The sequence below is a fragment of the Catellatospora chokoriensis genome (genome assembly GCF_011297315.1).
GTDB classification, from domain to species: domain Bacteria; phylum Actinomycetota; class Actinomycetes; order Mycobacteriales; family Micromonosporaceae; genus Catellatospora; species Catellatospora citrea.
In genome coordinates this window covers 1-24,164 of sequence record NZ_JAAOTI010000001.1, presented here as the reverse complement: position 1 = coordinate 24,164, position 24,164 = coordinate 1, and the positions used below count along the sequence as shown (strand labels likewise).

Below are 24,164 nucleotides of genomic sequence, written 5' to 3'. Positions count from 1 at the left end.
CACCTCACCGCTCATGGCCGCACCACCAGCCGGCCGACGGACTCGCCCGCGCCGAGTCGGGTCAGGCCGCCGGCGGCCTCGTCGAGGCTGAGCACGCCGCCGATCAGCGGCTGCACGACGCCGTCGGCGGCCAGCCCGCACAGCCTCTCGTGCGCCTGCACGACCAGCGCCGGGTCCAGCTGCCGGTACAGACCCCAGTGCACGCCGACGATCGAGTAGTTCTTCACCAGGGCGTGGTTGAGTCCCGGCGTCGGCACGGTGCCGCCCGCGAAGCCGACGACCAGGATGCGGCCCTCGAACGCGACACACTTCGCCGATCCGGTGTACGCGTCGCCGCCCACCGGGTCGAAGACCACGTCCGCGCCGCGCCCGCCCGTGGCGGCCTTCACCGCGCCGATGAAGTCCTGCTCGCGGCGGTCGATCACGAGGTCCGCGCCGAGTTTGGCGGCGACCTCGGCCTTCGCCGCGCCGCCGACGACCGCGATCACGGTCGCGCCCGCGGCCTTGCCGAGCTGGATCGCGGCACTGCCGACCCCGCCCGCGCCCGCGTGGATCAGCAGCGTCTCGCCCGGCTGCAGCCGGGCCCGGCGGTGCAGCGAGAACCAGCCCGTCTGGTAGGCAATGTGCATCGCCGACGCCTGCACGTCGTCCAGCGCGGCTGGGGCGGGGAACGCGTCCGCGGCCTCGACCAGCGCGTACTCGGCCAGGGCCCCGGCGGGCAGCGCGGTGGTGCCGATGACCCGGTCGCCCTCGGCGAACCCGGTCACGTCGGCCCCGGCGGCGACGACCTCGCCGCACAGCTCCACCCCGGGGGTGAACGGCAGCGGCGGGCGCACCTGGTACTGCCCCCGCACCAGCAGCACGTCCGGGAAGTTCAGCGCGGACGCGCGCACGCGCACCAGCAGCTGGCTCGCACCCGGCGTCGGGATCGGCGTCTCGGCCAGGCTCATCACATCGCCAGGCTCGCCGTTGGCGGCGACCTGCCAGGCCCGCATCGTGGCCGTCATCAGACGTACATCCGCGACACGGTCTCGGCGACGCAGACCGGCTTGTCGCCGCCCTCGCGCTCGATGGTCACCTGCGAGGTGAGCTGCACGCCGCCCGCGACGTCGTCGACCGACAGCAGCTGCACCGTCGCCCGCACCCGCGAGCCGACCGGCACCGGGGCCGGGAAACGCACCTTGTTGGTGCCGTAGTTGACGCCCATCTTCACGCCCGGCACCCGCAGCGCGTCGCCGGCCAGGAAGGGGATGAGCGACAGCGTCAGGTATCCGTGCGCGATGGTGGTGCCGAACGGCCCCGACGCGGCGCGGGCCGGGTCGGTGTGGATCCACTGCAGGTCGCCGGTGGCCTCGGCGAACATGTCGACCCGCTGCTGGTCGATCTCCAACCACTCGCTGGTGCTGACGACGGTGCCGACAGCGGCACGCACGTCGTCCAGGGAGGCGAAGGCCATGACAGAACCCTTCCACGGTGAAGGCTGGCGAACTAAGTAAGCGCTTGCTTAGGATGCCGGTATGGAAGGGTGCTGTCAACGCTTCACCCCGAGCCGTGGAGGACCCCGATGAACACCGCCGCCGCCGACCTCGACGAGGTCGCGATGCTGGAGCGGGCCTGGCACGACGTCAGCCCGGCACCCGCCCGGCGGCTGCTCATCGCCGCCGTCCAGGCCTTCGCCGAACGCGGCTACCACGCCACCACCACCCGCGACATCGCGACGCGGGCCGGCATGAGCCCCGCCGGGGTGTACGTGCACTACCGCGCCAAGGAGGAGCTGCTGTACCGCATCTGCCTGGTCGGGCACCGGCACTCGCTGGTCGCCCTGCGCGCCGCGGCTGCCCGCAGCGACGACCCCGTGCAGCAGCTGCGCGACGTCATCGGCGACTTCGCCGCCTGGCACGCCCTGTTCCACACCCCGGCCCGGGTCATCTCGTACGAGCTGAACGCCCTGGAACCGGCGCACCTCACCGAGATCACCGCGCTGCGCCACGAGATGGACCTGCTGGTGCGAGCCACCCTGGAACACGGCGTCGCGCGGGGCGTCTTCGACGTGCCCGACATCCCCGGCACCGGCCTGGCGCTGCTCTCCCTGACCGTCGACGTGGCCCGGTGGTATCGCACCTCCGGGCGCCGCGCCCCCGAGGACATCGGCGCGCTCTACGCCGACCTCGCCGTACGCATGGTCAAGGCCCGCTGAACCGACCAGCGGCCGCCCGACCCCAGGTCACCGCACCTCGACGACCCGGCCGTCCGTCGACGTGGACGGCTGTGCCAGCTGCGGCAGGTAGTGCCGGGTGAACAGCTCGCTGATCAGGTCACGGCGGCTGCGCACACCCGTCTTGTCGAACACGGCTTTGAGGTGGTCCTGCACCGTGTACTCGGAGATGCCCAGCGCGGTCGTTATCTGCGCGGTCGACCTACCCAGCAGCACCTGCTGGGCGACGTCGCGCTCCCGCTGCGACAGCCCGTAGGCGTCCAGCACGATCGCGGCCAGGTCACCCGGCTCGGCCGGCCCGATCGCCACCGCGGTCATCGGCGCCGGAGCCGGCCCGATCCGCCACGCGTGCAGGGCAGCCCACCGGCCGCTGCGGGTACGTGCCCGGGACCGGGCCTGGGTGGTGGCGGTGGCGGTCGCCCGCGCGGCGACGGCCTGCACGGCGTACGGCAGCGCCGACCCGGCACGATCCTCCGGCAGGTCGTCCAGCCACTGCCGGGCCGTCGGCGACACGCTGACCTCGTCCTGGTGCTCGTCGAGCACGACCAGGCCGGGCGCGTCTGCGATGGTCCCGGCGTCCCTGCCCGCCAGCAGCAGCGAGCGGCGCAGTGCCGTCGTGGCGGGTTTGCTGAGCTGCCGCGCGGCGGCCAGGTCCGTGTCGGTGAACGCCGGCGAGCCGGCGGCTCGGCACAGCACGAGCAGGCCCCAGGTGTGGCCGCCCTGGCGCAGCACGACCCGCAGCTCGTCGCGGATCCCCAGCGGCCGCAGGATGTCGCGGTAGTACTTGCTGGACGCCAGGTCGCCATCGGTGGAGTTGCTGAGCAGGCTCGCCGGATCCGGCCGCCGCGCCAGTGCCCGCAGGCTGTCGACGTCGTCCTGCTCGATGTGCTCGATCTCGAACAGCCGCGGCATCGTCTCCTGCGGGAAGCCGTTGCGGTGCTGCCCGCCGGTGTCGAGCAGCGTCGACGGGTCCAGCACGACCCCGCACCAGATGTCGGCCGGCACCAGCGCGGTGATCCCGCGGGTGGCGGCGTCCAGCACGTCGAGGGGAGCCTCGGCGGTGCTGAGGTCGCCGCCGATCCGTCGCAGGGCACGGTCGACGGCGTCGGTGCTCAGGGCAGGCATGCGGGTGAGCCTAGGCAGTGATCCCAGACTTCTGGGATGGGCCGAACGAACCCGAGTGAATAGCCTCCCCGGGAGACCAACCGGACCGGTGGCCGCCTCCGCGTCCGACGATTCGGCCGTGTCCGCGGCCAGGGAGTGAGCAGCGAGTGTCCTGGATGACCGTCCGCAGGAACGGGTTGGCGCTGCTCGCGGGGGCGGCTGTCGCCGTCTCGGGGGCCTGCGGTGCGGACGGCGGTGGCGGCGCCCCGGTCGGGTCCGCGTCGGGAGCGGTCACCTCAGCCGGGCCGTCCGCGCAGCCGGGCGCCGGTGCGGCCGGCTGCGCGGACTCGCCCGCCGCCCCGGACAACGCGGCCGCGATCGAGGCGGCCTGGAACGCGGTGCCCGCCGGGCTGCGCACGACCCTGGCGGCCCAGGGCCTGAAACCGGACGGCGCCCACGGTGGCATGGCCCCTGCGGCCGTGGTCAGCGGCCTGGTCGGGATCCACGTCACCAACCTGCTCGCCGCGGCGGGAATCGACGACGCGCAGCGGCACTCGGCGCGCATCACCGCTGACGTGTACACCGCGCTCGTCAACCGGGACGCGGCCGCCGCGGCCGGCACCAAACCGCCGGGCCTCATGACCATTGTCCGCGAGCGGCAGGACCACTTCGCCAAGGGCATGGGCGGGTACGGCGTCAACGTCGAGTTCCTGCCCGAGGCCGTCGTGGCCGACCTGAACACGCTGTTCGGGCCGGTGCCGGACGGCGTCAAGCAGGGCCCCTCAGCCGGTTCCGGCAAGCCCTACTACCGCCCGACCATGACCGGCAGCGACATGTTGACCTTCTGGCCGGTCGGCTTCGCCGGGGGCGGCTGCTGACGCCGCGGCCGGGGACGATCAGGCGGGCGGGTGCTCGGCCAGCCAGACCGACGCCCGCCGGGTCGAGGCGCGTGACAGCCAGGCGTCCTGCACCAGCTCGGCCAGTTCCCGGCGGCTGATCTCGCCGATCCGGCAGGCCCGCAGCAGCACCGACGGGTGCCCGTTGAAGTGCGCGGTGGTGAAGTAGGGCGAGGACTCGTCCTGGACCATCGCCTGCTTGTCGGCGTCCGAGCCGACCCAGAAGACGATCACGTCGGGGTAGCGCTCGCCGGTGTCGGGGTCGACGGCGTCCGGCCGGGGATTGCGGAAGAAGATGAACGACTTCCCGCCCACCTGGTAGACGGGGTTCTCCCCGGTCCCGTGCTCGACGGTGACGTGCGGCATGGCCATGGCCAGTTCGTGTACGTCGTCCACCCGGGCGGGCCGCTCGTCGTCGGACATGCCCCCGAGCATATGCCGTGGCGTGGTCGTCTGACCTGCGCCGGACCGCGGGTGCGGATCGGCTCGTCCCGCTCCGACGCCGGAGGCCGGCAGCCGGGGATCGTTAGACTGCCCCGGTGGGCATGACGGAACTGAAGCGTGCGGCGCTGGCCCAGGACGTTCCCGGGTTTGTCGATGCGCTCGTGTCCTTGTCGCAGACAGATGTCTACTGGGGACGCCAGCTGGATGCGGTGCGCGATGCCGTCAAGCTGGAGGAGCTGCCGTTCCGAGTCCCGGCCGCGGTCGCGCTGTCGGAGAGGCTCCCCGCGGTGCCGGGCGAGGACGCCAAGTGCCTGCTCGACTACGTGATCGACTACTTGCTCATGGAAGAGGGCCGCCGGACGGAGCTACCGGACGCGCTGGCGATTCTCGGGGTGGCCGCGAAGTATTGGGAGTTCACGACGTACGTCGCGATGGAAGAGCTGGGCGCGACCGTGCTCAAGGCTGGCGGCACACTCGCCCCCGAAGTCGTGGCGGTCATGCGGCGCACCGCCACGATAGAAGGACACCGGTCCTTGAAAGCGTTCGCGACCGGACTCCAGCAGCCCCTGCTGAATCAAGGTGACGCCTGGGCGGACCGGGCGCTGGCCGACCTGTCCGCATGGGGCGACGACTGGCACGACCTGGTGGCTCACGCCGCGAACGTGACCTGGGACGCCCTCCCGCCCGAGTGGGCCGCCCCGACACCCGAGTGGGAAGAGGCGGCCCACCGGCTGCTGGTCAAGCTCGGCCCGGGCAGGGTGCGTGAGGTAGTCCTCGGCTGGCTGGCGCTGGCCGACGCGCCACGCGCGGTCTCGCTTCGCGATCGGACGGGATACGGCCGCGAGCAGCGTGGCGACCTGTACAACTCCATGGTGTTGCGCCGGTTGGTGTGGCTGCTCGGCCTGGTGCCGCCCGACGGGCAGCTGACCCGGAGCCTGGCCGACGCCGCGGAGGCCAACCTGCGCAAGGTTCCCGGCGGGCCGCGCAACCGGCCGGTGGCCGAGGGCGCCGTCCACGCGCTGTCCCGCCACACCGACACCGAGGCAGGCTCGGAGGCCCTGGCCCAGCTGGTGCGCCTGGCGGCGCGGGTCACCCACAAACCCACCGCGCAGCAGATCGGCGCGGCGATCGACAGCAGAGCCGAGGCGCTGCAGGCAACCCGCGAGCAGGTGCTCGACTTCGCGGTGCTGTCCTTCGGCCTGACCGAGGTCGGCCGGCGGGTGCAGCGTTTCGGCGAGGACCCCGGCGACACCGGGATCCTGCGGATCGAGGGGGCCGGCGCGGACATCGAGTGGCGCAACGGTGCCGGCATGACCGTCGGGTCGCCGCCGACGGCGGTGAAACAGGGCTTTCCCGAGCAGCTCCAGCAGTTCCGCGAGTCGGCAAAGGAGCTGGGCAGGACGCTGCCCGCGCTCACCGCGGCGCTGCGACGCCAGCTCGGCGCCCGGCAATCCTGGCGCTACGGCACCTGGCGTGCCCTCGTGCTCGACCATGTCGTGGCGGGAGCCCTGGCCCGCGGCCTGCTCTGGCAGGTCGACGGCCGCCTCTGCGGCTACGCGGACGGCGAGCTGCGCCCCGTCGACGGCACGGCGATGCCGCTGCCGGCCGGCGACGGGGCGTCGGTGCGGCTCTGGGACCCTGCGTCAAGCCCGCCCGACGAGGTGTTCGCGGCGCGGGAATGGCTGGCCCGGCACGGCATCATCCAGCCATTCCCGCAGGTGCCGGTCGACTGGCGAATATCCGCTTCAGGGGGTGAGGGCGAAGCTGTCGATGTCGAACAGGCTGCCGGTGCCGGTGAAGACGAGGTACAGCGGTCCTGAACCGCTGCCGATGGTGGTGGTGACGTCGGTGTAGTTGGCCCAGCCGCCGGTGTTGGCGACGGTGGCGGTGCCGAGCAGGGGGCCGGTGGTGGAGCCGGTGCGGATCTGGATGGTGCCGCCGTTGCCGCCGGAGGAGACACGGGCGGTGAAGCCGGTCTTGCCTGCGGGGTTGACGCCGGAGAAGCCGATCCAGTCGCCGTTCTCGATGTAGCCGACTCGGCTGCCGCCGTGCGCCGCGGCGTCGGCGACGATCTGCACGCCCGACTGCGAGCTGTACGACTCCGCCTCGATCCGGGTCGCCGGTGGCGTGGTGCCGGTGAGGGCGAAGCTGTCGATGTCGAACAGGCTGCCGGTGCCGGTGAAGACGAGGTACAGCGGTCCTGAACCGCTGCCGATGGTGGTGGTGACGTCGGTGTAGTTGGCCCAGCCGCCGGTGTTGGCGACGGTGGCGGTGCCGAGCAGGGGGCCGGTGGTGGAGCCGGTGCGGATCTGGATGGTGCCGCCGTTGCCGCCGGAGGAGACACGGGCGGTGAAGCCGGTCTTGCCTGCGGGGTTGACGCCGGAGAAGCCGATCCAGTCGCCGTTCTCGATGTAGCCGACTCGGCTGCCGCCGTGCGCCGCGGCGTCGGCGACGATCTGCACGCCCGACTGCGAGCTGTAGGACTCCGCCTCGATCCGGCCGGTCGCGGGCGGGGTGACCCAGGGGACCTGCGGGGACCGGTAGAAGTTGATGCCCTGCGCCGTCCACCTGGGGCCCTGTGCGCCAAGGCGGGTCTTGAAGGCGTCCCAGTTGCGGGCCGACTGCGGCGACCAGGCCAGCTCGGCGAGGGCGGGCAGGCGCGGGAAGGCCATGAACTCGATGTCGGCGAGCTTGGTGAGGGTCTCGCTCCACATCGGGGCCTCCACCCCGAGGATCGCACTGGCCGGCACGTTGGTGAGCAGGGTGGCGGGATCCCAGTTGTACGCGGTCTGCACCTCGATCAGGCCGGCCCAGGTGAGGCCGAGCGGGGTCTGGTTGGTGTACTTCATGTCCAGGTACGCCTTGTTGGCGGGCGACATCACCACCTTCGCGCCCTTGCTGACCGCGGCGCTCAGGTCGGCGTCGGAGGTGGTCGTGCCCCAGTACTGCGCGATCCGGCCGGGGGTGTGGTCGGCCTGGCCGAGCTGGTGCCAGCCCATGACGGTCTTGCCCGAGTTGCCGACGAACGGCTGGATCCGGTTCATGAACGTGCGGTAGTCGGCGTCGGAGGTGCTGTTCGCCTCGTCGCCGCCGATGTGCAGGTACGGGCCGGGGGTGAGGGCGGCCAGCTCGGCGAGGACCTGCTGCACGAACGTGTAAGTGATCTCCTTGCCGACGCACAGCGAGCTGAAGCCCACGCTGGTGCCCGTGTACAGCGGCGGGGCCGTGTTGTTGCAGTTGAGTTCGGCGTAGGAGGCCAGGGCGGCGTTGGTGTGCCCGGGCATGTCGATCTCCGGCACGATCGTGATGTGGCGGGCGGCGGCGTAGGCGACCAGGTCGGTGTACTGCGCCTTGGAGTAGTAGCCGCCCGCGCCGCCGCCGACCTGGGTGCTGCCGCCGACGGTCGCCAGGCGCGGCCAGGCGTCCACCACGATCCGCCAGCCCTGGTCGTCGGACAGGTGCAGGTGCAGCGTATTGATTTTGTACTGGCTGATCTCGTCGAGGTATCGCTTCACGACGTCCACGCCGAAGAAGTGCCGCGAGACGTCGAGCATCGCGCCGCGGTAGCCGTAGCGCGGGTAGTCGACGATCCTGCCGCCGGCGAGCTCCCACGGCCCCGGCTGCACGGTGCGCGCCTCGACGGCGGCGGGCAGCAGTTGCCGCAGCGTCTGCACGCCGTGGAACAGCCCGGCCGGAGTCTGCGCCCGGACGGTGACCAGGGCCGCGGTCACGTCCAGCTGGTAGCCCTCGCTGCCGACGCTCGGGTCCGCGCCGGACAGCAGCAGCGCGATGCCGCTGGTCGGGGTGCCGCTGGTGGTGGTGACGGGCAGGGCGTAGCCGGTGGCGGGGCGCAGCAGGTCGGCGAGGTAGGAGCCGACGGCGGTGGCGGCCGGCGAGCCCGTCGGGGTCTGGATCGTGGCGGCCGCGGGCAGCGTGTAGGTGACGCCGGAGGCGGGCTGCACCGACACCGGCACGGGCACCACGCTTTGCAGGCTCACGGGAGCGGCGTCGGCCGGTGTGGCGTCGGCGATCCAGGCGACCCCGGCGGCGGTGACGGCGGCGAGTGCGGAGACGAGCAGAACTTGCCGGGCGCGACGATGCACGACGTCCTCCAGCGAAACGGTAAAGTTTCCTGTTAGTTTGACGGCAGGCTATGTCCAGGGGTCGGCGGTGTCAAGCGCGGCGGTGTCGGTGCCGCGTACATTCGGCGGGTGACCGAACAGGAGCTGTGGCGCGTCGAGATCGACGGGCGAGCCGCCGACGCGGCGGCCCTGGCGCTGCTCGAGCACCACGCCTGGGGCCGCTTCACCGCTATGCAGGTGCGCGAAGGCCGGACCCGAGGGCTGGACCTGCATCTCGCCCGGCTGCAAGCGGCCCACCGCACGATGTACGACCGCGAGATCGACGCCGAGCAGATCCGCGACCGTGTCCGGCACGCGCTGGACGGCATCCCGGACGCGTCGCTGCGCGTCTACGGCTACTGGAACGGGCTCATCGTGACGGTGCGCCGGCCCGAACAGATGCCGTCACGGCCGCACGCGATGGGCTCCCAGCACTTCCAGCGTCCCCTCGCGGGCCTCAAGCATCCTGGCAGCGGGGCGGCCCAGGGCTACTTCCTCGACCGGGCGCTCGCGGCCGGGTTCGATGAGGCACTGCTGGTGAGCGCCGACGCGACCATCGCCGAGGGCGCGATCACCAACGTCGGCTTCTGGCGTGCCGGCACGATCGTCTGGCCGGACGCGCCCGCACTGCCCGGCATCACCATGCTCGTGCTGCGTCGCGCGTTCGCGGCGCACGGCGTGACGCAGGGCCGGGCGTCGGTCCGCCTCGCGGATCTGGCCGAGTACGACGGGATGTTCCTGTGCAACTCGCGCGGGTGGGCGCCCGTGGACCGTGTCGACGACACGCCGGTGCCGGTGCCTGCCGGGATGACCGATGCGATCGCGCGCGCCCACGACTCCGCGCCGTGGGATCCGATCTGAGCGACCATGGCCTGGCGGCGGGCCGACGTTGAACAGGTGAGGGAGAACCTCGGCCGGAGGCACCGCCTGGCGACCCACGGATCCCTTGATCCGGCATGGTACCGGAGGCACGGACAGATACTGCATCCCACGTGTACGGACACCTGGCGACCCCCCTTCCGTCCCGCCGAGCCGGCAGCCCCCGGTCGAACGCGCTCGCACAGGTGACGGGCAGCCGACGGGGCGGTAACCGGGATCGGCGTGTGCTCGTTGCGATCACACGTGGCCACTGAAATCGGACAGCGCATGAGCGCGCGATACGCCGTCCCGGACGTCCCCGCGTTCCTCGACGCCTGCGACACGGTCGAGTTGAAGGCGGTGCTGACCGAGGCGGAGGGCCGCCGGGCGGCTCGATCCCTGGGGTTCGACATCGCCGATGCGCTGACCAGATACGTCTACTACCTCGACACTCCGGGCCTGGCGTTGGAGGCGGCCGGCGTGATCATGCGGATCCGCCAGACCGGTGAGGCCGGAGCCGACGCGACGGTGCGCATACGTCCGGCCGACCCGGCCGCGTTGGACCCCGAGTTGCGCCGCCGGAAGGGCTTCCACGTGGAGCTGGACATGTGTCCCGACCGGTTCGTCTGCTCGGCGTCCCTGAAGACCCGGCTCGCCGGTGCGACGGTGGCCGCGGCGGCGGCGGGACGCACGCCGCCGGGCGCGCTGTTCACGCCGCGGCAGCGGCGACTGTTCCAGGCCTACGCGCCGCACGGTGCGGCCCTGGACGGGCTGTCGCTGTTCGGCCCCGTGCGCGTGCGGCGGCTGGCCGGGGCTGCTCGCGGCTGGCAGCACCCGCTGGCGGTGCAGTTGTGGGAGTTCCCGGCCGAGCCGGTGCTGGAGCTGTCGAGCAAGGTCGCCGCGGCGGACGCGGCGCTCGCGGTGGCCCGCTGGTCGTCCTTCCTGGACCTGCACCGGGTGATCCCGAGGCTGTTCCGGCACACGAAGTCGCAGACGGCCCTGCGCTCGTCGGCTCCGCGGCCGGCGTACGGCTGACCTGGACGGGGCACCGGGGGTGATCCGCGGTGACGCCGAAGGGCAGGGCGGTGCGGGCTACCCCGGCCGAAGCGCGTTGCGGAGGCAACCGATGAACCGGCTGAGTACATCCGGGTGCCCCGCGGCTCGGGTCGGGTTCAACTCGCCGATCGAGAGCACGCGGAAGCGCTGATCGCGGCAGGCGGCGCGCAGTGCCGCGCTGAGCCTGTCCAGCGACGGCCCGCTGTTGCGGCCGTCTGTGCTTTCGGCCAGCGGTGCGTCCGTGAAGTCCAGGACGTCGACATCCAGGTGCACCGCCATGGCGGCGCGCGGAAGCATGTCGAGCGCCCGCATCGCCTGCGCCGACGGCGCCGCGGCCAGCGCGGCGCTCGCGCACCACGGCAGGCCCAGTCGTTCGACCTGGTCCCGTTCCCATGAGGTCGCGGCCGCGAACTCGACGCCGAGGAAATAGAGTTGAGCGGTGGTGAGCAGCGGCCGCCGTCCCAGGGCCGACACCAGCGGCTCTGCCGCACCCGGCAGGTCCAGCGCGTGCGCGAGGCCCATCCAGTCCAGCGCCCCGTCGGTGGTGCTCTGCGGCGTATTGAGATCGAAGTGCCGGTCGATGTAGAGCAGGCCGGCGTCTGGGTCGTGCGCCGTCAGCGCGCTCATCACGCCGAGGGCGACCGTGCAGTTGCCGCCGAGGACCAGCACGTCCGCGTCCGACGCCAACGCCGCCGCCACCTGATCGGCGACGGCGACGACGGCTGCCACCACCGCGGCGAGGTTCTGGGCGTACGGGTGGCGCCGGTCCGGGGACCAGACCTGCACCGGCCCGTCGCCGGCGTCATGGACCTGGCGACCTGCCGCCCGCAGCTGATCGATGAGGCCGAGCTCGCGCAGGACGCGCGCTGCCGTCTCCTGCCCAGGTGCGTAACTGCCCGCACTGGTCGGCGCGCCCACTACGACAAGATCCCGCGGCATCGGCCCATCCTCCCCGCCCCAGCCGGCCGGCGCGAGCCGCCACGCCCCGGCCGCCCTGGTCACCGGGTCTTCGACAGGTCCGTGTCACCGCGTGAATGATCGACCGAAAGTGGGGCAGACGGGTGGGCCGGTGACTGGGCAGAATGCGGCCGTGCCGTCAGTCGCCCCACGCCGCTCGAAGCGCCTCACCGCGCTGCCCGCCCTCGGCCCGCTCTACCTCGTCGGGATCGTGGTCTGCGCGACGCTGGTCGTGGAGGCGTTCGTCGACGGCCGATACACCGATCCCATGCTGATCCCGCTGGTCGTCCTGCTCACCGCCGCCTACGGCGGCCTGCGCCAGGGCATCTACCTGGTGGGTGACCAGTTGGTCCTGCGGTTCGGCCTGGGCCGCACGGTCGTCGCGCTGAGCCGGGTACGCGAGTTCACCATCCGTCCGCTGCCCGGCCGGGCCGGCAAGCGGCTGCTCCACCTGGAGTTGCTGGACGGCACCCAGGTCGCCACGAGCGTCGGCGTCAGCCGGAATCTGTTCAGTCCGGTGGTCAGGCTGCCGTTCGAGAAGCTGGTCGCGCTGGTGGAACAGCTCGACACGCACCGCCGCCAGTCCCACTGACACGTGGCGCGGCACCGGCCTCGACCGGAATCCGGCTGAGGCCGATGCCGCGGCTGATCACCAATTGGCCTGGGCCGGGGCAGGTGGGAGGGCCACGCCCGGTTGCTTGATCACGTACACGAGGCCGCCGCTGGTCTTCAGCCATGCCGCCTCGAACGCGGCGCGCCCGGCGGTCTTGCGTACGGCCGCGTCGGTCGACGCGGCGGGATCGTTCAGCACCGGCTGACCGGTCGCGGAGAAGCCGACCAGCACCAGCAGGTGCCCGTTGGTCGAGTAGGACAGGCCCGGAATCTCGTTCTTGCCGAACGACAGCGAGAAGACCAGCGGGATGCCCGCGGCGATGAACTTCTCCGCCTCGTTGAGCGAGCGCAGCCGCGTGACGAAGCCGTCCAGACCGAACCGGCCCGCGTACGCCGTGTTGAAGGGCCAGTTGCCGGTGCCACGGTAGTTCAGGTCGTAGGTGTGGCGGGCGGCGTGGTCGACCCACGGATCGGCGTAGCTCGGATCGACCCACGCGTAGTCGGCGGGAGTGGGGCCGGTGCCCCAGAACGCGACCACCATCGACGTCGAGGTCGGGCTGCACCACGCCTCGCCGCCTCCGTTGTACTGCGGGTACTGCCCCGTGTGGATGTTCTGCGAGTACTGCGGCACGTTGAGCGTGATGCCCTGCGCCTCGATCGGGGCCGTCGCAGTGCCGGCCCCGGACACGGCGGAGGCGACCGCGCCGAGGCTGCGCACCACGGGTGTGAGCGAGCCGCCGGCCGGCCGGTACAGGGTTGCCCGCACCTGCCAGCTGGTCAGTTCCCGCCCCGCGGCCGCGGTCCAGGTGTCGATCGCGATGCCGCCGTCGCGTCGGTCTGGCCTGGCACGGACGTGCGCTGCACGACGGCATCGTCGGCGGCCCACCGGCCCATGATCTTCCAGGCCGTGGTGTTGCCCGCGGCGGTCACGCCCCGCAGCTCCACCTGCACCCACGTGGCGCCCGGCGTGTCAGCGGTCCAGGACGCGATCGCCTCGGTGGCCGGGAATCCGGTGGTGACCATCGGCGACGTCCAGCTCGCGTAGTCGTAGCTCGATCCGAGATAGGTGAACTGGCCGGCCGCGGACGTGATGCGCATGGCGTCGCCGGACGTCGCGGTGCCGAGGTGGGTGCCCGTGCCGAACTCCGCGTCCGATGTCCAGCCTCGGTAGGCCATGTGGCGCGGTCCGGGCGGCGGCGGGGGCTTCGCGGCCCACGCCGGGCCGGTTAGGCCCGCCGTGCTGATGGCGGCACCCGCCGCCAGTGTCGACCGGAGGACTGCTCTGCGTTCCATGAACTCTCCTCGCGATGGGAAGCTTCAATAGAGATTCCCTCGGCGAAGGTATTCTTCACAATGCCCGATCGGTCCGTCGTCGACGGCGATCCCGTGCCGCTACCCGGTACTCCCGCTATGACCTGGGTCTTTCAACGAGCGTTGACATAAGCGGGAGATATGATGTCATGGGTGCGTCTGTTGCAGGCTGGTGAACTCGACACCTTGCTGCGAGCCGGCCGGCCGCCCGCCCTCGAATGTTGTCGGGTCAGGTAAGGGGGCACGTTCGTGGACATGAAACTTGAGTTGATCATGCTGCCGGTATCCGACGTGGACCGAGCCAAGGACTTCTACGTGGCGGCCGGATTCCGGCTGGACGTCGACAATGCCGTCGGCGAGAACTGGCGCGCGGTGCACCTCACGCCGCCTGGATCCGAGGGCTCGATCATGTTCGGCACGGGGATCACCACCGCGGCTCCGGGGTCCACCCAGGGCCTGTACCTCATCGTCCCCGACGTCGAACAGGCGCGCGCCGACCTCGTCGGCCGCGGGATCGATGTCAGCGAGGTCTTCCACGATTCCGCGGGAGTCTTCGTGCACGGCCACGACGACAAGGGTGAGTTCACCTACCCGGCCGACGCCTCCGCGAAGCGGGAGGGGCCGCATCCGGACCGGGCCGCCTACGGCTCCTATGCCACCTTCACCGATCCCGACGGCAACGGCTGGGTGCTTCAGGAGGTGAAGGAGCGGGCACCGGGCCGGTCCTGGTGAGCGTGAAGCAGTAAGGAGGCGGCTTCATGGCAGCACCGATTCTGGTGACCGGGGCGACCGGCCGGATCGGGGGCACCGGCCGCCACGTCGCCGCCGAACTGCTCAGCAGGGGGCTGCCCGTCAGGGCGATGGCTCGCCGGCTCGATGAGCGGTCCGAGGAACTGCGCGGCATGGGCATCGAGGTCGTCGTCGCCGACTTCGCCGACTACACCAGCCTCGTCGCAGCGCTGGACGGCATCGAGGCTGCGTACTTCTGCCATCCCGTCGGTGCCGGTCTCGCCGAAGCCGCCGGGTTCTTCGCGGCCGCGGGGCGCAAGCAGGGTCTGCAACGCATCGTCGACCTGTCCCTGGACGCCGCCTTCCCCGAAAGCCCCAGCCCACAGGGACGTGCCCAGTGGGTCGCCGAGCAGATCTTCGAGTGGGCCGGATACGGCGGCACTCATCTGCGGGTCGCCGCGTTCTTCATGGAGAACCTGCTCACCCTGTACGGGCACCAGGTCCGTGCCTTCGGCCAGATCCGCAACTCCTTCGGCGATTTCGAACCTTCCTGGATCGCCAGCTCGGACGTCGGAGCGATGGCCGCGGCGCTGCTGGCCGATCCGGGACTGGTCATCGACCGCACCACCGTCGTCGGCGCGGCCGAGCGCGCCGGGCACGCCGCCATCGCCGAGGCCATCAGCAAGACCACCGGCCGTCCCGTGCGCTATCAGGCGCTCACCCCGGAGGAATGGCGCGACGAGCTGATCACGAATCTCGCGGCCGCGGGGCGGCCCAACCCCACCGCCGCCGGGCACCTGTCCGCGCAGAGTGTGGAGCTGCGCCGCCGCAGCACCCACCTGGTGACGGACGACGTCCGGCGGTTGACCGGACGTCCCGCCGTCACCCTTGAGGACTTTCTGGAACGCAACCGTCAGAGTTTCCTGCCCGATCCGGGACAGGAGTGAGCCGACCGCCTGGCCCTCAGTCCACGACCCTGATCGGGTCGCCGGTGTTGGCGATGAACACGACCAGCAGCTTCGCTGGTTCAGAGCTGCTGGTGTTCTCAGTCAGCACATGGTGGGCGCCCGGTGGCTCGACCCAGTTCTGGCCCGCCGTGTACGTCTGCACCGGCTGGCCTTCGAGCTGGCTGCGCACCGTGCCGTCGAGGACGTACGCGTACACGAACGCCTGACCGTGCCGATGCGGGACCGCGCGGGAGCCGGGCGGGAAGTCCACGATCGCCGAGGTGAACGTCTTGCCCGGCACATTCGGAAGTGCCTGTTCCAGCAGGACCGACACCGTCTCCTCCGGCGGTTCCTGCCAGGTCACGGAGACCGCCGGCCGGTCCGCCGGAGGTGGCGCCGTGGCCGTCCAGCCGACTGCCCCCGCCGCCATGCCTGCGGCCAGGACTGCTCCGGACACTCGCATCCCGATCATGACTGATCCCCCTCAGCCCTCGGTGCTCGATTGATCGACTACCCTTCGCCGGGCCGGTGGACGCAAGCGGTGACGACCCGTCGTGGTGCCCGCCGGCCCACTGGAATTGTCCTACGTTCGCCCGCTCCGTGGTTAGGGTGGGGCAATGGCCGGCCGGTCGCCCCGCCGGGGGTGGCTCGGTCTGCCGGACCGGGCGACGAGGCGAGCCCGCAGCCGTCGAACACCGCTCGACGGCGACCGCCGCCGACCGAATGGGGGCACGCATCGTGGACCTCGGGCTCAACGACCACGTGTATCTGGTGACCGGCGGCAGCAGCGGGCTTGGGCGGGCCGTCGCTCAGGTGCTCACTGCGGAAGGCGCCAAGGTGGTGATCACCGGGCTCGGCGAGTCCGTGGCGAAGGCGGCCCACGATCTGGGCGGCGATTCCCACGCGGTCGGTGTGGTCGCCGACAACGCCGACCCGACCACCCCCGGCCGGGTCGTCGGTGCGGCGCTGGAGCGTTTCGGCCGGTTGGACGGCGCGATGATCAGCGTGGGCGGCCCGCCCGTCGGCACCGCCATGGACGTCGCCGACCAGGTGTGGCGGGACGCCTTCGAGTCGACGTTCCTGGGCGCGCTGCGCATCGCGAGGGCGGCGGTCGGAGCCTTCACCGCCGCGGGCTCGATCACCTTCGTCCTGTCGTCGTCGGTCCGCGAGCCGATTCCCGGCCTGGCCGTCTCCAACGGCCTGCGTCCGGGACTCGCCATGCTCGCGAAGACGCTCACCGACGAACTGGGCGCCAAGGCGATCCGGGTGAACGGGCTCATGCCCGCCTACATCGCCACCGACCGCCAGAAGCAACTCGCCTCCCTCACCGGCGGCAAACCGCCGGACAACGCCCTGGGCCGCTACGGTCAGCCGGACGAGTTCGCCAGGGCGGCCGTGTTCCTGCTCTCCCCGGCTGCCGGCTACCTGACGGGAGTGATGCTGCCCATCGACGGGGGTGCGCTTCGCATGATCTGATCCGCTGGGAGCCAGGCGGCATGCGGGTCGTCGCGGCGCGTGACGGGGTGTTCAGTAACCGCCCTCGACCTTGTTGATCAGGGGCTGTCCGGCCGCGTAGCGGCGCACCTGGTCGGCCACCAGGCGGTACGCCCGCGGCAGGACGCCGCGCGTGCCGCCGCCGATATGCGGTGTGTACAGGACATTGGGCATGTCCCACAGCGGATGGTCGGCCGGCAGGGGTTCGGGGTCGGTGACGTCCAACGCCGCCCGGATCCGGCCGGTCGACAACTCCTTGACCAGCGCATCGGTGTCCGCGACCGGGCCCCGTGCGGCGTTGACGAGCAGCGCCCCGTCTGCCATCGCCGCCAGGAAGGCCGTGTTCACCATGCCCCGCGTCTGCGCGGTCAGCGGCAGCAGCAACACCACGATGTCGGCCTGGGGCAGGAGCTGAGGAAGATCGTCCACGCTGTGCATGCCGTCGTGCGCGGTGTGCGCGACATACGTCAGCCGCACCCCGAACGGCGCCAGCCGGACCGCCGTGGCCTGGCCGATCGAGCCCGCACCCACGATGATCACATGCTTTCCGGACAGTTCGTCGGCGTCGCCCACGTCGGCGTGGGCGAAACGGTGCTCGTGCTGGGCGCGGGCGAGGTAGTCCAGCCGCCGGAGGCTGGACAGGACCGCCGCCACCACCCACTCCGCGACGTCGACATCGTGCACACCCCGCGCGTCACACAGCGTCACGCCGCTGGCCAGCTGTCCCACCCAGGCATCCGCGCCGGCACTCAACAGCTGCACCACCCGCAGGCCGGGCATATGTCGCGTGAGCGCCACCGTGTCTGCCCCGCCGAGCAGCGGCGGAACCCAGAACTCCACCGTGGCCGGGTCCCCGGGCATCGGGGCGTCCCACGCCGGCAGCACCTGCACCTCGACGCCGTCAGGGACCGGACCCATCAAATCCCGTCCCTGCTCGCCGGCGATCCATAACCGCATCAACCCAAGGTAAGTGCCGCACCGACCCGTGAGCGCGGTTTCGGCCCGGATCCGCGGTAGGGACGATCGCCGCCCGCAGTACGACCAGATGTTTGCCTGGATGTCACCGGATGGTCAGACTGCTATCCGATCATGGGCGCGCGCGGATATCACATCGGTGCTGCTCATCCGTTACTCCGAGGACATTTGTGGCGAAGGCCATGAATAGCAACCGATAGGGCAGTGAACCTCTCTCAGGTGGTTGAGATCCGAACCACAAGGGAGGTGCCGTGCTTGGACGCCGGCGTGCCAACAGCGCCCGAGGGCTGCTCACCGCTGTCGCCGCTGCTGTACTGATCTCGACCACGCTGCTGACCGCGCTGGCCGCGTACAGCGGTGCGGTGATCGCGGCAGGCGGGCGGGCAGCCGTCGCGGCGGCGCCGGCGGAGGAACGCGCGGTGCAGGTGCGCTTCCCGTCCCGCCCGGCCGGCAGCGGCGGCTGGTCCATCGGCACCGGCGGCAAGGGCGACCTGGCCGGGCAGTGGAGCGCCACCGACGCCAAAGTGCGGCAGACATTCGCCACCCGGTTCGGCGACGCCGGACCCGAGGTGATCGCCGCGGGCTACGCGACCGGCACCCGGTTCGCCGGCGACACCGGCAAAGCCGCCCGCGACGGCTACGGCGCGGTCTACGCGCGGGTCATGTTCCTGGACGAGCTGGCCGACCACGCCCGCCTCGTCTCCGGCAGCTGGGCGGTGCCCGGTGCGCACCCGCGGCAGGTCGTGGTCGGTGAGGCCGCCGCGCAGACCCTCGGCCTGCGCACCGGATCGGTGGTTCCCCTCGCCAACGGTGTCTCCAAGCACACCGAGCAGGTCGTCGTCTCCGGCGTCTTCGCCGCCACCGCCGGCGCCGACCCGTACTGGCTGCTCGCGCCCGAGACGGCCCAGGGTGCCGAGGCCGGCCGCAACACCTACGGGCCGCTGGTGCTCACCCGGGAGGACTTCTTCGACGGGTGGGCGGAACTGGGCAGCAACGGCTGGGTGGTGACCCCGAACCTGTCCGGGGCGGAGCCGGCCACCCTCGCCGCCGCCCGCGAGACGGTCCGGCACCTGGCCGATGTCCCTACCCAGCTCGGGTATGGCAGCAGCGGCCAGGTGTCCACCCAGATGGACCGGCTCGTCGACCGGATCCGGCAGGCCAGCCTCGTCGGCCGCTCGGACCTGCTCACCCCGCTGCTGCTCATCGCGATCCTCGGCGGCTACGCACTGCTGCTGCTCGCCGCGATGCTGACCGAGGGCCGCCGCCAGGAGACCGCCCTGCTCCGTGCCCGCGGCGCCTCCCGCGCACAGCTGGCCGGCCTGGCCACCCGCGAGGCCCTGCTGGTCGCCGCGCCCGCCGCCGTCATCGCGCCGGTGCTGACCGCCCCGCTGCTGAAGCTCGCCGGTCGGTTGCCGATGCTCAGCGCCGTCCACCTGAACCTCACGTCCGGGATCACGTCCACCACGGTCACCGTCGCGGCAGCCGCCGGGCTGGGCTGCGTACTGGCCATGCTGCTGCCTGCGCTGCGCGGTGGCGGCACGTACGTGGCCGACCTGGCCACCCGGTCGCGTCCCGGCCGGGTGGCCGTCGCCCAGCGCACCGGCCTTGACCTGGCACTCGTCGGTTTCGCCGTGCTGGCCTGGTACCAGTTGCGCCACTACGACTCGCCGCTGTCGGGCGTCGGCGGCCGCCTCGGCGTCGACCCCCTGCTGGCCGCCGCCGCACCGCTGGGTGTGCTGGCCGGCGCCGTCGTCGCGCTGCGGACGTTCCCGCTGCTGACCAGGCTGCTCGAACGGGCCGTGGACCGGACCGGGTGGTTCGCCGCCCAGCTGGGCGTCTGGCAGGCCGGACGCCGCCCGAGCGCCGGACCGGTCCTGCTGCTGGCACTCAGCGTCGCGGTCAGCACGCTGGCCTGGACCCTGGCCGCGACGGCCCGGCAGTCGCAGGTCGACCAGGCCGACCACACCGCCGGAGCCGATCTGCGCCTGACCGAGACGAGTCCCGTCATCCCAGCGCAGCGAAGCGCCCAGGTCGCCGGCCTGCCCGGGGTCACCGAAATCCTTCCGGCCTGGCGCACCAGCCTGCAGGCGGGCGAACGCGACACCACCGCATCGGTGGTGGCGCTGGACGCCGCCGCGGCGGGCGACGTGCTGCGGCTGCGCGCCGACGTCGGCGACGCACCCACCCTGCTGGCAGGCATGGCCGCGGCCGGCTCCCGCGTCGCGGGGGTCACCTTGCCGGCCGGCGCCACCTCGGTACGCGGCACCGTCCGCATCACCGTCGACGGCCACAACTGGGACGGCGACCCACGCAAGGCCACGGCGATCCAGCTCACCGACGAGCACGGCGACACCCGCAGCGTGCCGCTGACACCCGCGAAAGGCCGGTACGCCTTCACCGCGCCGGTGCCGGGCGGACCGGGCATCCGGTTGACCGGCATCACCGTCGACGGACCCGAGCTGCCACTGCTCACCCGGATCAGCTGGGCACTGTCCGGCCTGTCCGCGGTGAACAGCACCGGCGCGGCGACCGCGATCAGCCTCGACGCCTCGACCGAGCGGTGGAGCCTGGCCGCGGGCAAGCCCGGATACAAGGCCGCGGTGCAGGGCAGCGGCGTCCGGGTCGACGCCTGGCTGGACGAACCCGCCGCGCAGTACGACAACTTCGCCTTCACCACACGCCCTCAGGCCGCCGTCAAGCCCGTACCGGCGCTGGCGACCCCCGAGGCGCTCGCCGCGCTGCACACCGAGGCCGGCGAGACCCTGAACCTCCAGCTGTGGTCCCACCCCGTGCCGATCCAGGTGACCGGCACGCTGCGGGCGCTGCCGGGCGGCGGGGAGCCCGCCGCGCTGCTGCTCGACATGCCCTCCCTCAGCGCGCATCTCCAGCACGGCGGGCTGCAGGCCCCGAACGTCACCGAATGGTGGGCCGCCACGGACCCCGCCCGCCACGGCGAGGCCGCGGCCGCCGCCGCGCAGCTGCCGACGCTGGCGGTCGTCGATCGCCAGGAGCTGGCACGACGTGCCGGCAACGATCCGTTCGGCGTCGGCGGCCGGTTGGCACTGTTCATAGCGGCCCTCGGCGCGATCGGCCTCGCGCTGGTCGGCATCGCCGTCGACCTGCGCTCGACCGCCCGCCGGCGAGCCGCGGAACTCGCCGTGCTCAACACCCTCGGGGCGAGCCCGGGCCTGCTGGCCCGCGCTCTCATGATCGAGCAGGCGTTCCTGGCCGGACTCGGCGTGACGGTCGGCCTGCTGGTGGGCCTGCTCGTCGCCCGCACCACCGGCCCGCTGGTGATCCTCACCCCGAGCGCGGACCGGCCGGTGCCGCCCGCGCTCACCACGACGGACTGGCCGCCCGTGCTCGCCACGGCCGCCGTCCTGCTCGCCATCACCTTGGTGATGGCCGGGCTGGTAGCCACTTCCTCGCGGCGGCGACTGGCCGCCACCCAGCTGCGGATCGGAGCTGACCGGTGATGGGCTGGATCTCCCGCGCACGCGCCACGGCGGGCCCGACGCTCCTGCTGGCCGTGCTGACGATGCTGGCGGCGGCGCTGGTGATCGGCGCGCCGCGCGCCGCCAACCGGCTCACCGACGCCGCGCTGCACCACGAGCTGTCGCAGCTGAGTTACGCCTCCCGCGACCTCACGTTCCGGGGCGCCAAGCCCGCCGGGGCGGGTGGCTGGACACCACAGGCGCAGCTGGGCGACCACCAGGAGAAGTTCGCGCCGGTCCTGCGCGATCGGATCGAACGGTCCTGGTGGTCGATGTCCACACCGCTGGAGAACTCCCCGGTCACCGGAACGGGCCTGCCCGCCAAGGCGTTCTTCGGCTTCCGGGCCGGCAGCGGCCTGGCCGACGAGGTCGACGTGGTCGAAGGCCGCCTGCCCAAGACCGGGCGGTCCGCGGCGGAGCCTGTCGAGGTGGTGCTGACCCAGTGGAACGCCACCAAGCTGCGGCAGCGGGTCGGCCAGGTGTTCCAGTGGCCGGGCGCGGACGGCGACGCGGACATCCCGGTCAAGATCGTCGGTATCGTCGCGCCACACGACGAGGACGCCACGTTCTGGGAGCCGACGCCGCTCGGGCTGCGGGCGTATCTGCCCCACGACGACGGCGAGGTGTTCCGCGCGGTGGTGTTCAGCGACGAGACGGGACTCGACCGGCTCGCCAAGCGGACCCCGCTCGTGTACGAGTGGCGCTACCGCATCGACATCACCCGGCTGGACATGGGTGTGCTGCCGCAGGTCGTCGAAGCGGTCAGCGTCGCGCACCGGCAGAACCCGGGCTTCGCGCTGGTGACCGGCCTCGACTCGCTGCTGGCCCGGTTCGCCGACCGGGCGGCTTCCGTCGCCGCACTGCTGGCGGTGGTACAGGTCGGCGCGCTGATCACCCTGGGCGGGCTCGCGCTGCTCGCGGCCCGGGTCGCGGTGGGCAGGCGACGCTCGGAGTTCGCGCTCCTGCGGGCACGCGGCGGCGCGTTGCGCACCATCGGGTCGTACACGCTGCCGCAGTCCCTGCCGGTCCTGCTCGCGGCGGCCGCCGGGGCGCTGCTCGGCCTCGCCGTGCCTGGCCGACCCGCCGCGACATGGCCGATCCTGGCCGCGTTCACCGTGCTCGCGGCACTGGCGGTGCCGGTGCTGGCCATGGTCGTGGCGCGTGATCCGTCGTTCTCCACCGGTCGTGCCGACCTGGCCGGGGGCCGGGTGAGCATGCGGCGGCGCACCGCCGAGCTGAGCCTGCTGGTGCTGGCCGGGCTGGGCGTGTGGCTGATGCGCCAGCGGGGCCTCAACGGATCCGACGGCGTGGACTTCTACCTCGCCGCGGTGCCTTCTCTGCTGGCGGCCGGGGCGGCCGTGGCCACGGTGCGGCTGGTGCCGCCGATCGTGACGAGCCTGGCCCGGCTGTCCGTACGCGGCCGTGGTGCGGTCGGTTTCCTCGGCCTGGCCCGGGCGGGCCGGACCGCGGGCACGGTGGTCGGCCCGGTGGCGGTGCTGGTCGTGGCCGTGAGCACGGCGGTGTTCAGCGCGGCCGTAGCGGGCACCATCGAGACCGGCCGCGACCGCGCCACCGATCTGCGGATGGCCGCCGACGTGAAGGTCGACGGCCTCGCCTTCGACCGTGGGACCACGGCTGAGCTGGCCGCGGTTCCCGGCGTCGTCGCGGTGGCGCCCTACGCGGTGGAGTCGGCCGCGGATCTGAGCGTCGACGGCAAGCGGCTCGGTGGGATATACACGCTGATGCTGGACGGGTCGGCGTACGCGCGGGTCGTCACGGCCTCCGGGATCGAGCCGACCGCGCCCGAGGCGATCACCGCCGCACCGGCCGGCGGCAGGCTCCCGGCCGTCGTCTCACCCGGCCTGGCGGAACGACTGGGCGCCGACCACGGCACGGTGACGGTGCGCGGCCGCCGGTTCGACTTCGCGGTCGCACAGACGGTGGACGCCTTCGCGTCGATCGCCGGGGCCACGAACTTCGTCGTGCTGCCCTGGCAGGCGGCAGCGGCCACGGACCGGCAGGCACTGGACCCGACCGGGTTCCTGATCGCGGGAACTCCCGACCCGCAGCGGGTGTGGGAGGTCGGCGACGCCGGCCAGCGCCGCTGGATCGAAACGGGTGTGCGAGCCGAGGCCTACGACCGACCGGTGACCGCGGTGACGACCTGGGAGCAGGCCCGCAAGGCGCTGGACGAGTCCAGCCTGAACGCGTTGGTCACCTTCGCGTACGCCGTCGGCGGCGGCGCCGGTGTGCTGCTGGCGCTGCTCGCGATCGGGTTCGCGGTGGTGGCCGGGGCGCGGGGTCGGGGCACGGTGCTGTCGCGGCTGCGGACGATGGGCCTGTCTCGGGGTCAGGGCCGCCGTCTGCTGCTGGTGGAGCTGATGCCGGTGGTGACCGTCGCGGTGCTGACCGGCGCGGTGGTGGGCATGGCCGTGCCGCATCTGATCGCCCCCGCGCTGGGGCTGTCGAAGTTCACCGACGGGTTGTCGGTGGGTGTGACGTTCGATCCGCTGGTCGTCGGTGCTTCGCTGGCGCTGGTGCTGGTGGGTATGTTGACCGCGCTTGCGGTGGAGACCCTGTTCAACCGCCGGTTGCGCCTCGGTGAGGTGCTGCGGCTTGGTTCCTTCGACGCGGGAGAGAGCTGATGTCGACGACGAATGAGATGACCCCGCCGGATCTGGCCACGCTGCAGGCGCGTGCCGCGCAGCGGGCCGCGGACCGGGCTGGTGGCGCGGATCGGCTGCGCGGGCATTTGGTCTGTGACGGGCTGGTGCGGATCTACAAGACCGAGGGTGTCGAGGTGGTCGCGCTGCAGGGTCTGGATCTGGTGGTGGACCGTGGTGAGTTGCTGGCCATCGTGGGTGCGTCGGGTTCGGGTAAGTCGACGCTGCTGAACATCCTGTCCGGCCTGGATGTGCCGACGGCGGGTATCGCCCGGGTGGGTGACTACG

22 protein-coding genes are annotated in these 24,164 nt (G+C 72.3%); 12 read left to right on the top strand and 10 right to left on the bottom strand.

Annotated features, from left to right (window positions below; genetic code table 11):
• Positions 1-11: 11 nt before the first annotated feature.
• Together HAV39_RS00105 and HAV39_RS00100 are read right to left on the bottom strand one after the other, a co-directional pair.
• Positions 12-1,007, bottom strand: a complete 996-nt coding sequence (locus HAV39_RS00105) for an NADPH:quinone oxidoreductase family protein (protein ID WP_239120925.1) — start codon at positions 1,005-1,007, stop codon at positions 12-14.
• Positions 1,007-1,456, bottom strand: coding sequence for a MaoC family dehydratase (locus HAV39_RS00100; RefSeq protein ID WP_191837083.1), 450 nt, complete (start codon positions 1,454-1,456; stop codon positions 1,007-1,009). Before HAV39_RS00100 ends, HAV39_RS00105 begins: the two co-directional genes overlap by 1 nt.
• 108 nt (positions 1,457-1,564) lie before the next feature.
• Here HAV39_RS00100 and HAV39_RS00095 point away from each other — a divergent pair, with 108 nt between their 5' ends.
• Positions 1,565-2,197 carry a TetR/AcrR family transcriptional regulator gene (locus HAV39_RS00095; protein WP_191837082.1) on the top strand — a complete coding sequence of 211 codons (633 nt, stop codon included), beginning with the start codon at positions 1,565-1,567 and terminating at the stop codon, positions 2,195-2,197.
• A gap of 27 nt (positions 2,198-2,224) precedes the next feature.
• Here HAV39_RS00095 and HAV39_RS00090 read toward each other — a convergent pair whose 3' ends face one another.
• Complete coding sequence (locus HAV39_RS00090; RefSeq protein ID WP_191837081.1) at positions 2,225-3,340, bottom strand: LuxR C-terminal-related transcriptional regulator; 1,116 nt, start codon at positions 3,338-3,340, stop codon at positions 2,225-2,227.
• Between the two features lie 155 nt (positions 3,341-3,495).
• Between HAV39_RS00090 and HAV39_RS00085 the strand changes: the two genes are divergently transcribed.
• Positions 3,496-4,197: a hypothetical protein gene (locus tag HAV39_RS00085; RefSeq protein ID WP_191837080.1), complete on the top strand. Its 702-nt coding sequence runs from the start codon at positions 3,496-3,498 to the stop codon at positions 4,195-4,197.
• A gap of 18 nt (positions 4,198-4,215) precedes the next feature.
• On the opposite strand, the gene HAV39_RS00080 is transcribed toward HAV39_RS00085, so the two are convergent.
• Positions 4,216-4,638, bottom strand: coding sequence for an MmcQ/YjbR family DNA-binding protein (locus HAV39_RS00080; RefSeq protein ID WP_191837079.1), 423 nt, complete (start codon positions 4,636-4,638; stop codon positions 4,216-4,218).
• Between the two features lie 122 nt (positions 4,639-4,760).
• Between HAV39_RS00080 and HAV39_RS00075 the strand changes: the two genes are divergently transcribed.
• On the top strand, positions 4,761-6,479 hold the full coding sequence (locus HAV39_RS00075) for a DUF4132 domain-containing protein (RefSeq protein WP_191837078.1): 1,719 nt from the start codon (positions 4,761-4,763) through the stop codon (positions 6,477-6,479).
• Here the strand turns inward: HAV39_RS00075 and HAV39_RS43155 are convergent.
• Complete coding sequence (locus tag HAV39_RS43155) at positions 6,405-8,762, bottom strand: family 20 glycosylhydrolase (protein WP_191837077.1); 2,358 nt, start codon at positions 8,760-8,762, stop codon at positions 6,405-6,407. The genes HAV39_RS00075 and HAV39_RS43155 overlap by 75 nt on opposite strands.
• Positions 8,763-8,870: 108 nt before the next feature.
• On the opposite strand from HAV39_RS43155, the gene HAV39_RS00065 reads away from it, so the two are divergent.
• Together HAV39_RS00065 and HAV39_RS00060 are read left to right on the top strand one after the other, a co-directional pair.
• On the top strand, positions 8,871-9,641 hold the full coding sequence (locus HAV39_RS00065; RefSeq protein ID WP_191837076.1) for an aminotransferase class IV: 771 nt from the start codon (positions 8,871-8,873) through the stop codon (positions 9,639-9,641).
• A gap of 285 nt (positions 9,642-9,926) precedes the next feature.
• The gene (locus HAV39_RS00060) at positions 9,927-10,673 is read left to right on the top strand and encodes a CYTH domain-containing protein (RefSeq protein WP_191837075.1); all 747 of its coding nucleotides are present in this window, start codon (positions 9,927-9,929) and stop codon (positions 10,671-10,673) included.
• 57 nt (positions 10,674-10,730) lie between these two features.
• Here HAV39_RS00060 and HAV39_RS00055 read toward each other — a convergent pair whose 3' ends face one another.
• Entirely contained in the window at positions 10,731-11,612 is an 882-nt protein-coding gene (locus HAV39_RS00055; protein ID WP_191837074.1) for an arginase family protein, read from the bottom strand.
• A gap of 172 nt (positions 11,613-11,784) precedes the next feature.
• Here HAV39_RS00055 and HAV39_RS00050 point away from each other — a divergent pair, with 172 nt between their 5' ends.
• Entirely contained in the window at positions 11,785-12,243 is a 459-nt protein-coding gene (locus HAV39_RS00050; protein WP_191837073.1) for a hypothetical protein, read from the top strand.
• Positions 12,244-12,300: 57 nt separating this feature from the next.
• On the opposite strand, the gene HAV39_RS42435 is transcribed toward HAV39_RS00050, so the two are convergent.
• Both HAV39_RS42435 and HAV39_RS42430 read right to left on the bottom strand, forming a co-directional pair.
• The gene (locus HAV39_RS42435) at positions 12,301-13,029 is read right to left on the bottom strand and encodes a C39 family peptidase (RefSeq protein WP_239120926.1); all 729 of its coding nucleotides are present in this window, start codon (positions 13,027-13,029) and stop codon (positions 12,301-12,303) included.
• 11 nt (positions 13,030-13,040) lie between these two features.
• Positions 13,041-13,556 carry a hypothetical protein gene (locus tag HAV39_RS42430; protein ID WP_239120927.1) on the bottom strand — a complete coding sequence of 172 codons (516 nt, stop codon included), beginning with the start codon at positions 13,554-13,556 and terminating at the stop codon, positions 13,041-13,043.
• 273 nt (positions 13,557-13,829) lie between these two features.
• On the opposite strand from HAV39_RS42430, the gene HAV39_RS00040 reads away from it, so the two are divergent.
• A complete protein-coding gene (locus HAV39_RS00040) occupies positions 13,830-14,306 on the top strand; it encodes a VOC family protein (RefSeq protein ID WP_239120928.1) in 477 nt (158 codons plus the stop codon).
• Between the two features lie 26 nt (positions 14,307-14,332).
• Entirely contained in the window at positions 14,333-15,250 is a 918-nt protein-coding gene (locus HAV39_RS00035) for an NmrA family NAD(P)-binding protein (RefSeq protein WP_191837071.1), read from the top strand.
• Between the two features lie 16 nt (positions 15,251-15,266).
• Here HAV39_RS00035 and HAV39_RS00030 read toward each other — a convergent pair whose 3' ends face one another.
• Positions 15,267-15,722: a cupin domain-containing protein gene (locus tag HAV39_RS00030; protein WP_191837070.1), complete on the bottom strand. Its 456-nt coding sequence runs from the start codon at positions 15,720-15,722 to the stop codon at positions 15,267-15,269.
• Between the two features lie 266 nt (positions 15,723-15,988).
• Here HAV39_RS00030 and HAV39_RS00025 point away from each other — a divergent pair, with 266 nt between their 5' ends.
• Positions 15,989-16,726, top strand: a complete 738-nt coding sequence (locus tag HAV39_RS00025) for an SDR family oxidoreductase (protein ID WP_191837502.1) — start codon at positions 15,989-15,991, stop codon at positions 16,724-16,726.
• Between the two features lie 51 nt (positions 16,727-16,777).
• Here the strand turns inward: HAV39_RS00025 and HAV39_RS00020 are convergent, their stop codons facing one another.
• Positions 16,778-17,701, bottom strand: a complete 924-nt coding sequence (locus tag HAV39_RS00020; protein WP_191837069.1) for a 2-hydroxyacid dehydrogenase — start codon at positions 17,699-17,701, stop codon at positions 16,778-16,780.
• A gap of 269 nt (positions 17,702-17,970) precedes the next feature.
• Between HAV39_RS00020 and HAV39_RS00015 the strand changes: the two genes are divergently transcribed.
• The 3 genes from HAV39_RS00015 to HAV39_RS00005 all read left to right on the top strand — a co-directional run.
• On the top strand, positions 17,971-21,195 hold the full coding sequence (locus HAV39_RS00015) for an ABC transporter permease (protein ID WP_191837068.1): 3,225 nt from the start codon (positions 17,971-17,973) through the stop codon (positions 21,193-21,195).
• The gene (locus tag HAV39_RS00010) at positions 21,195-23,858 is read left to right on the top strand and encodes an FtsX-like permease family protein (RefSeq protein ID WP_191837067.1); all 2,664 of its coding nucleotides are present in this window, start codon (positions 21,195-21,197) and stop codon (positions 23,856-23,858) included. Before HAV39_RS00015 ends, HAV39_RS00010 begins: the two co-directional genes overlap by 1 nt.
• The coding region (locus HAV39_RS00005; RefSeq protein WP_244958727.1) for an ATP-binding cassette domain-containing protein at positions 23,858-24,164 on the top strand (307 nt) is incomplete at its 3' end. The genes HAV39_RS00010 and HAV39_RS00005, both read left to right, overlap by 1 nt.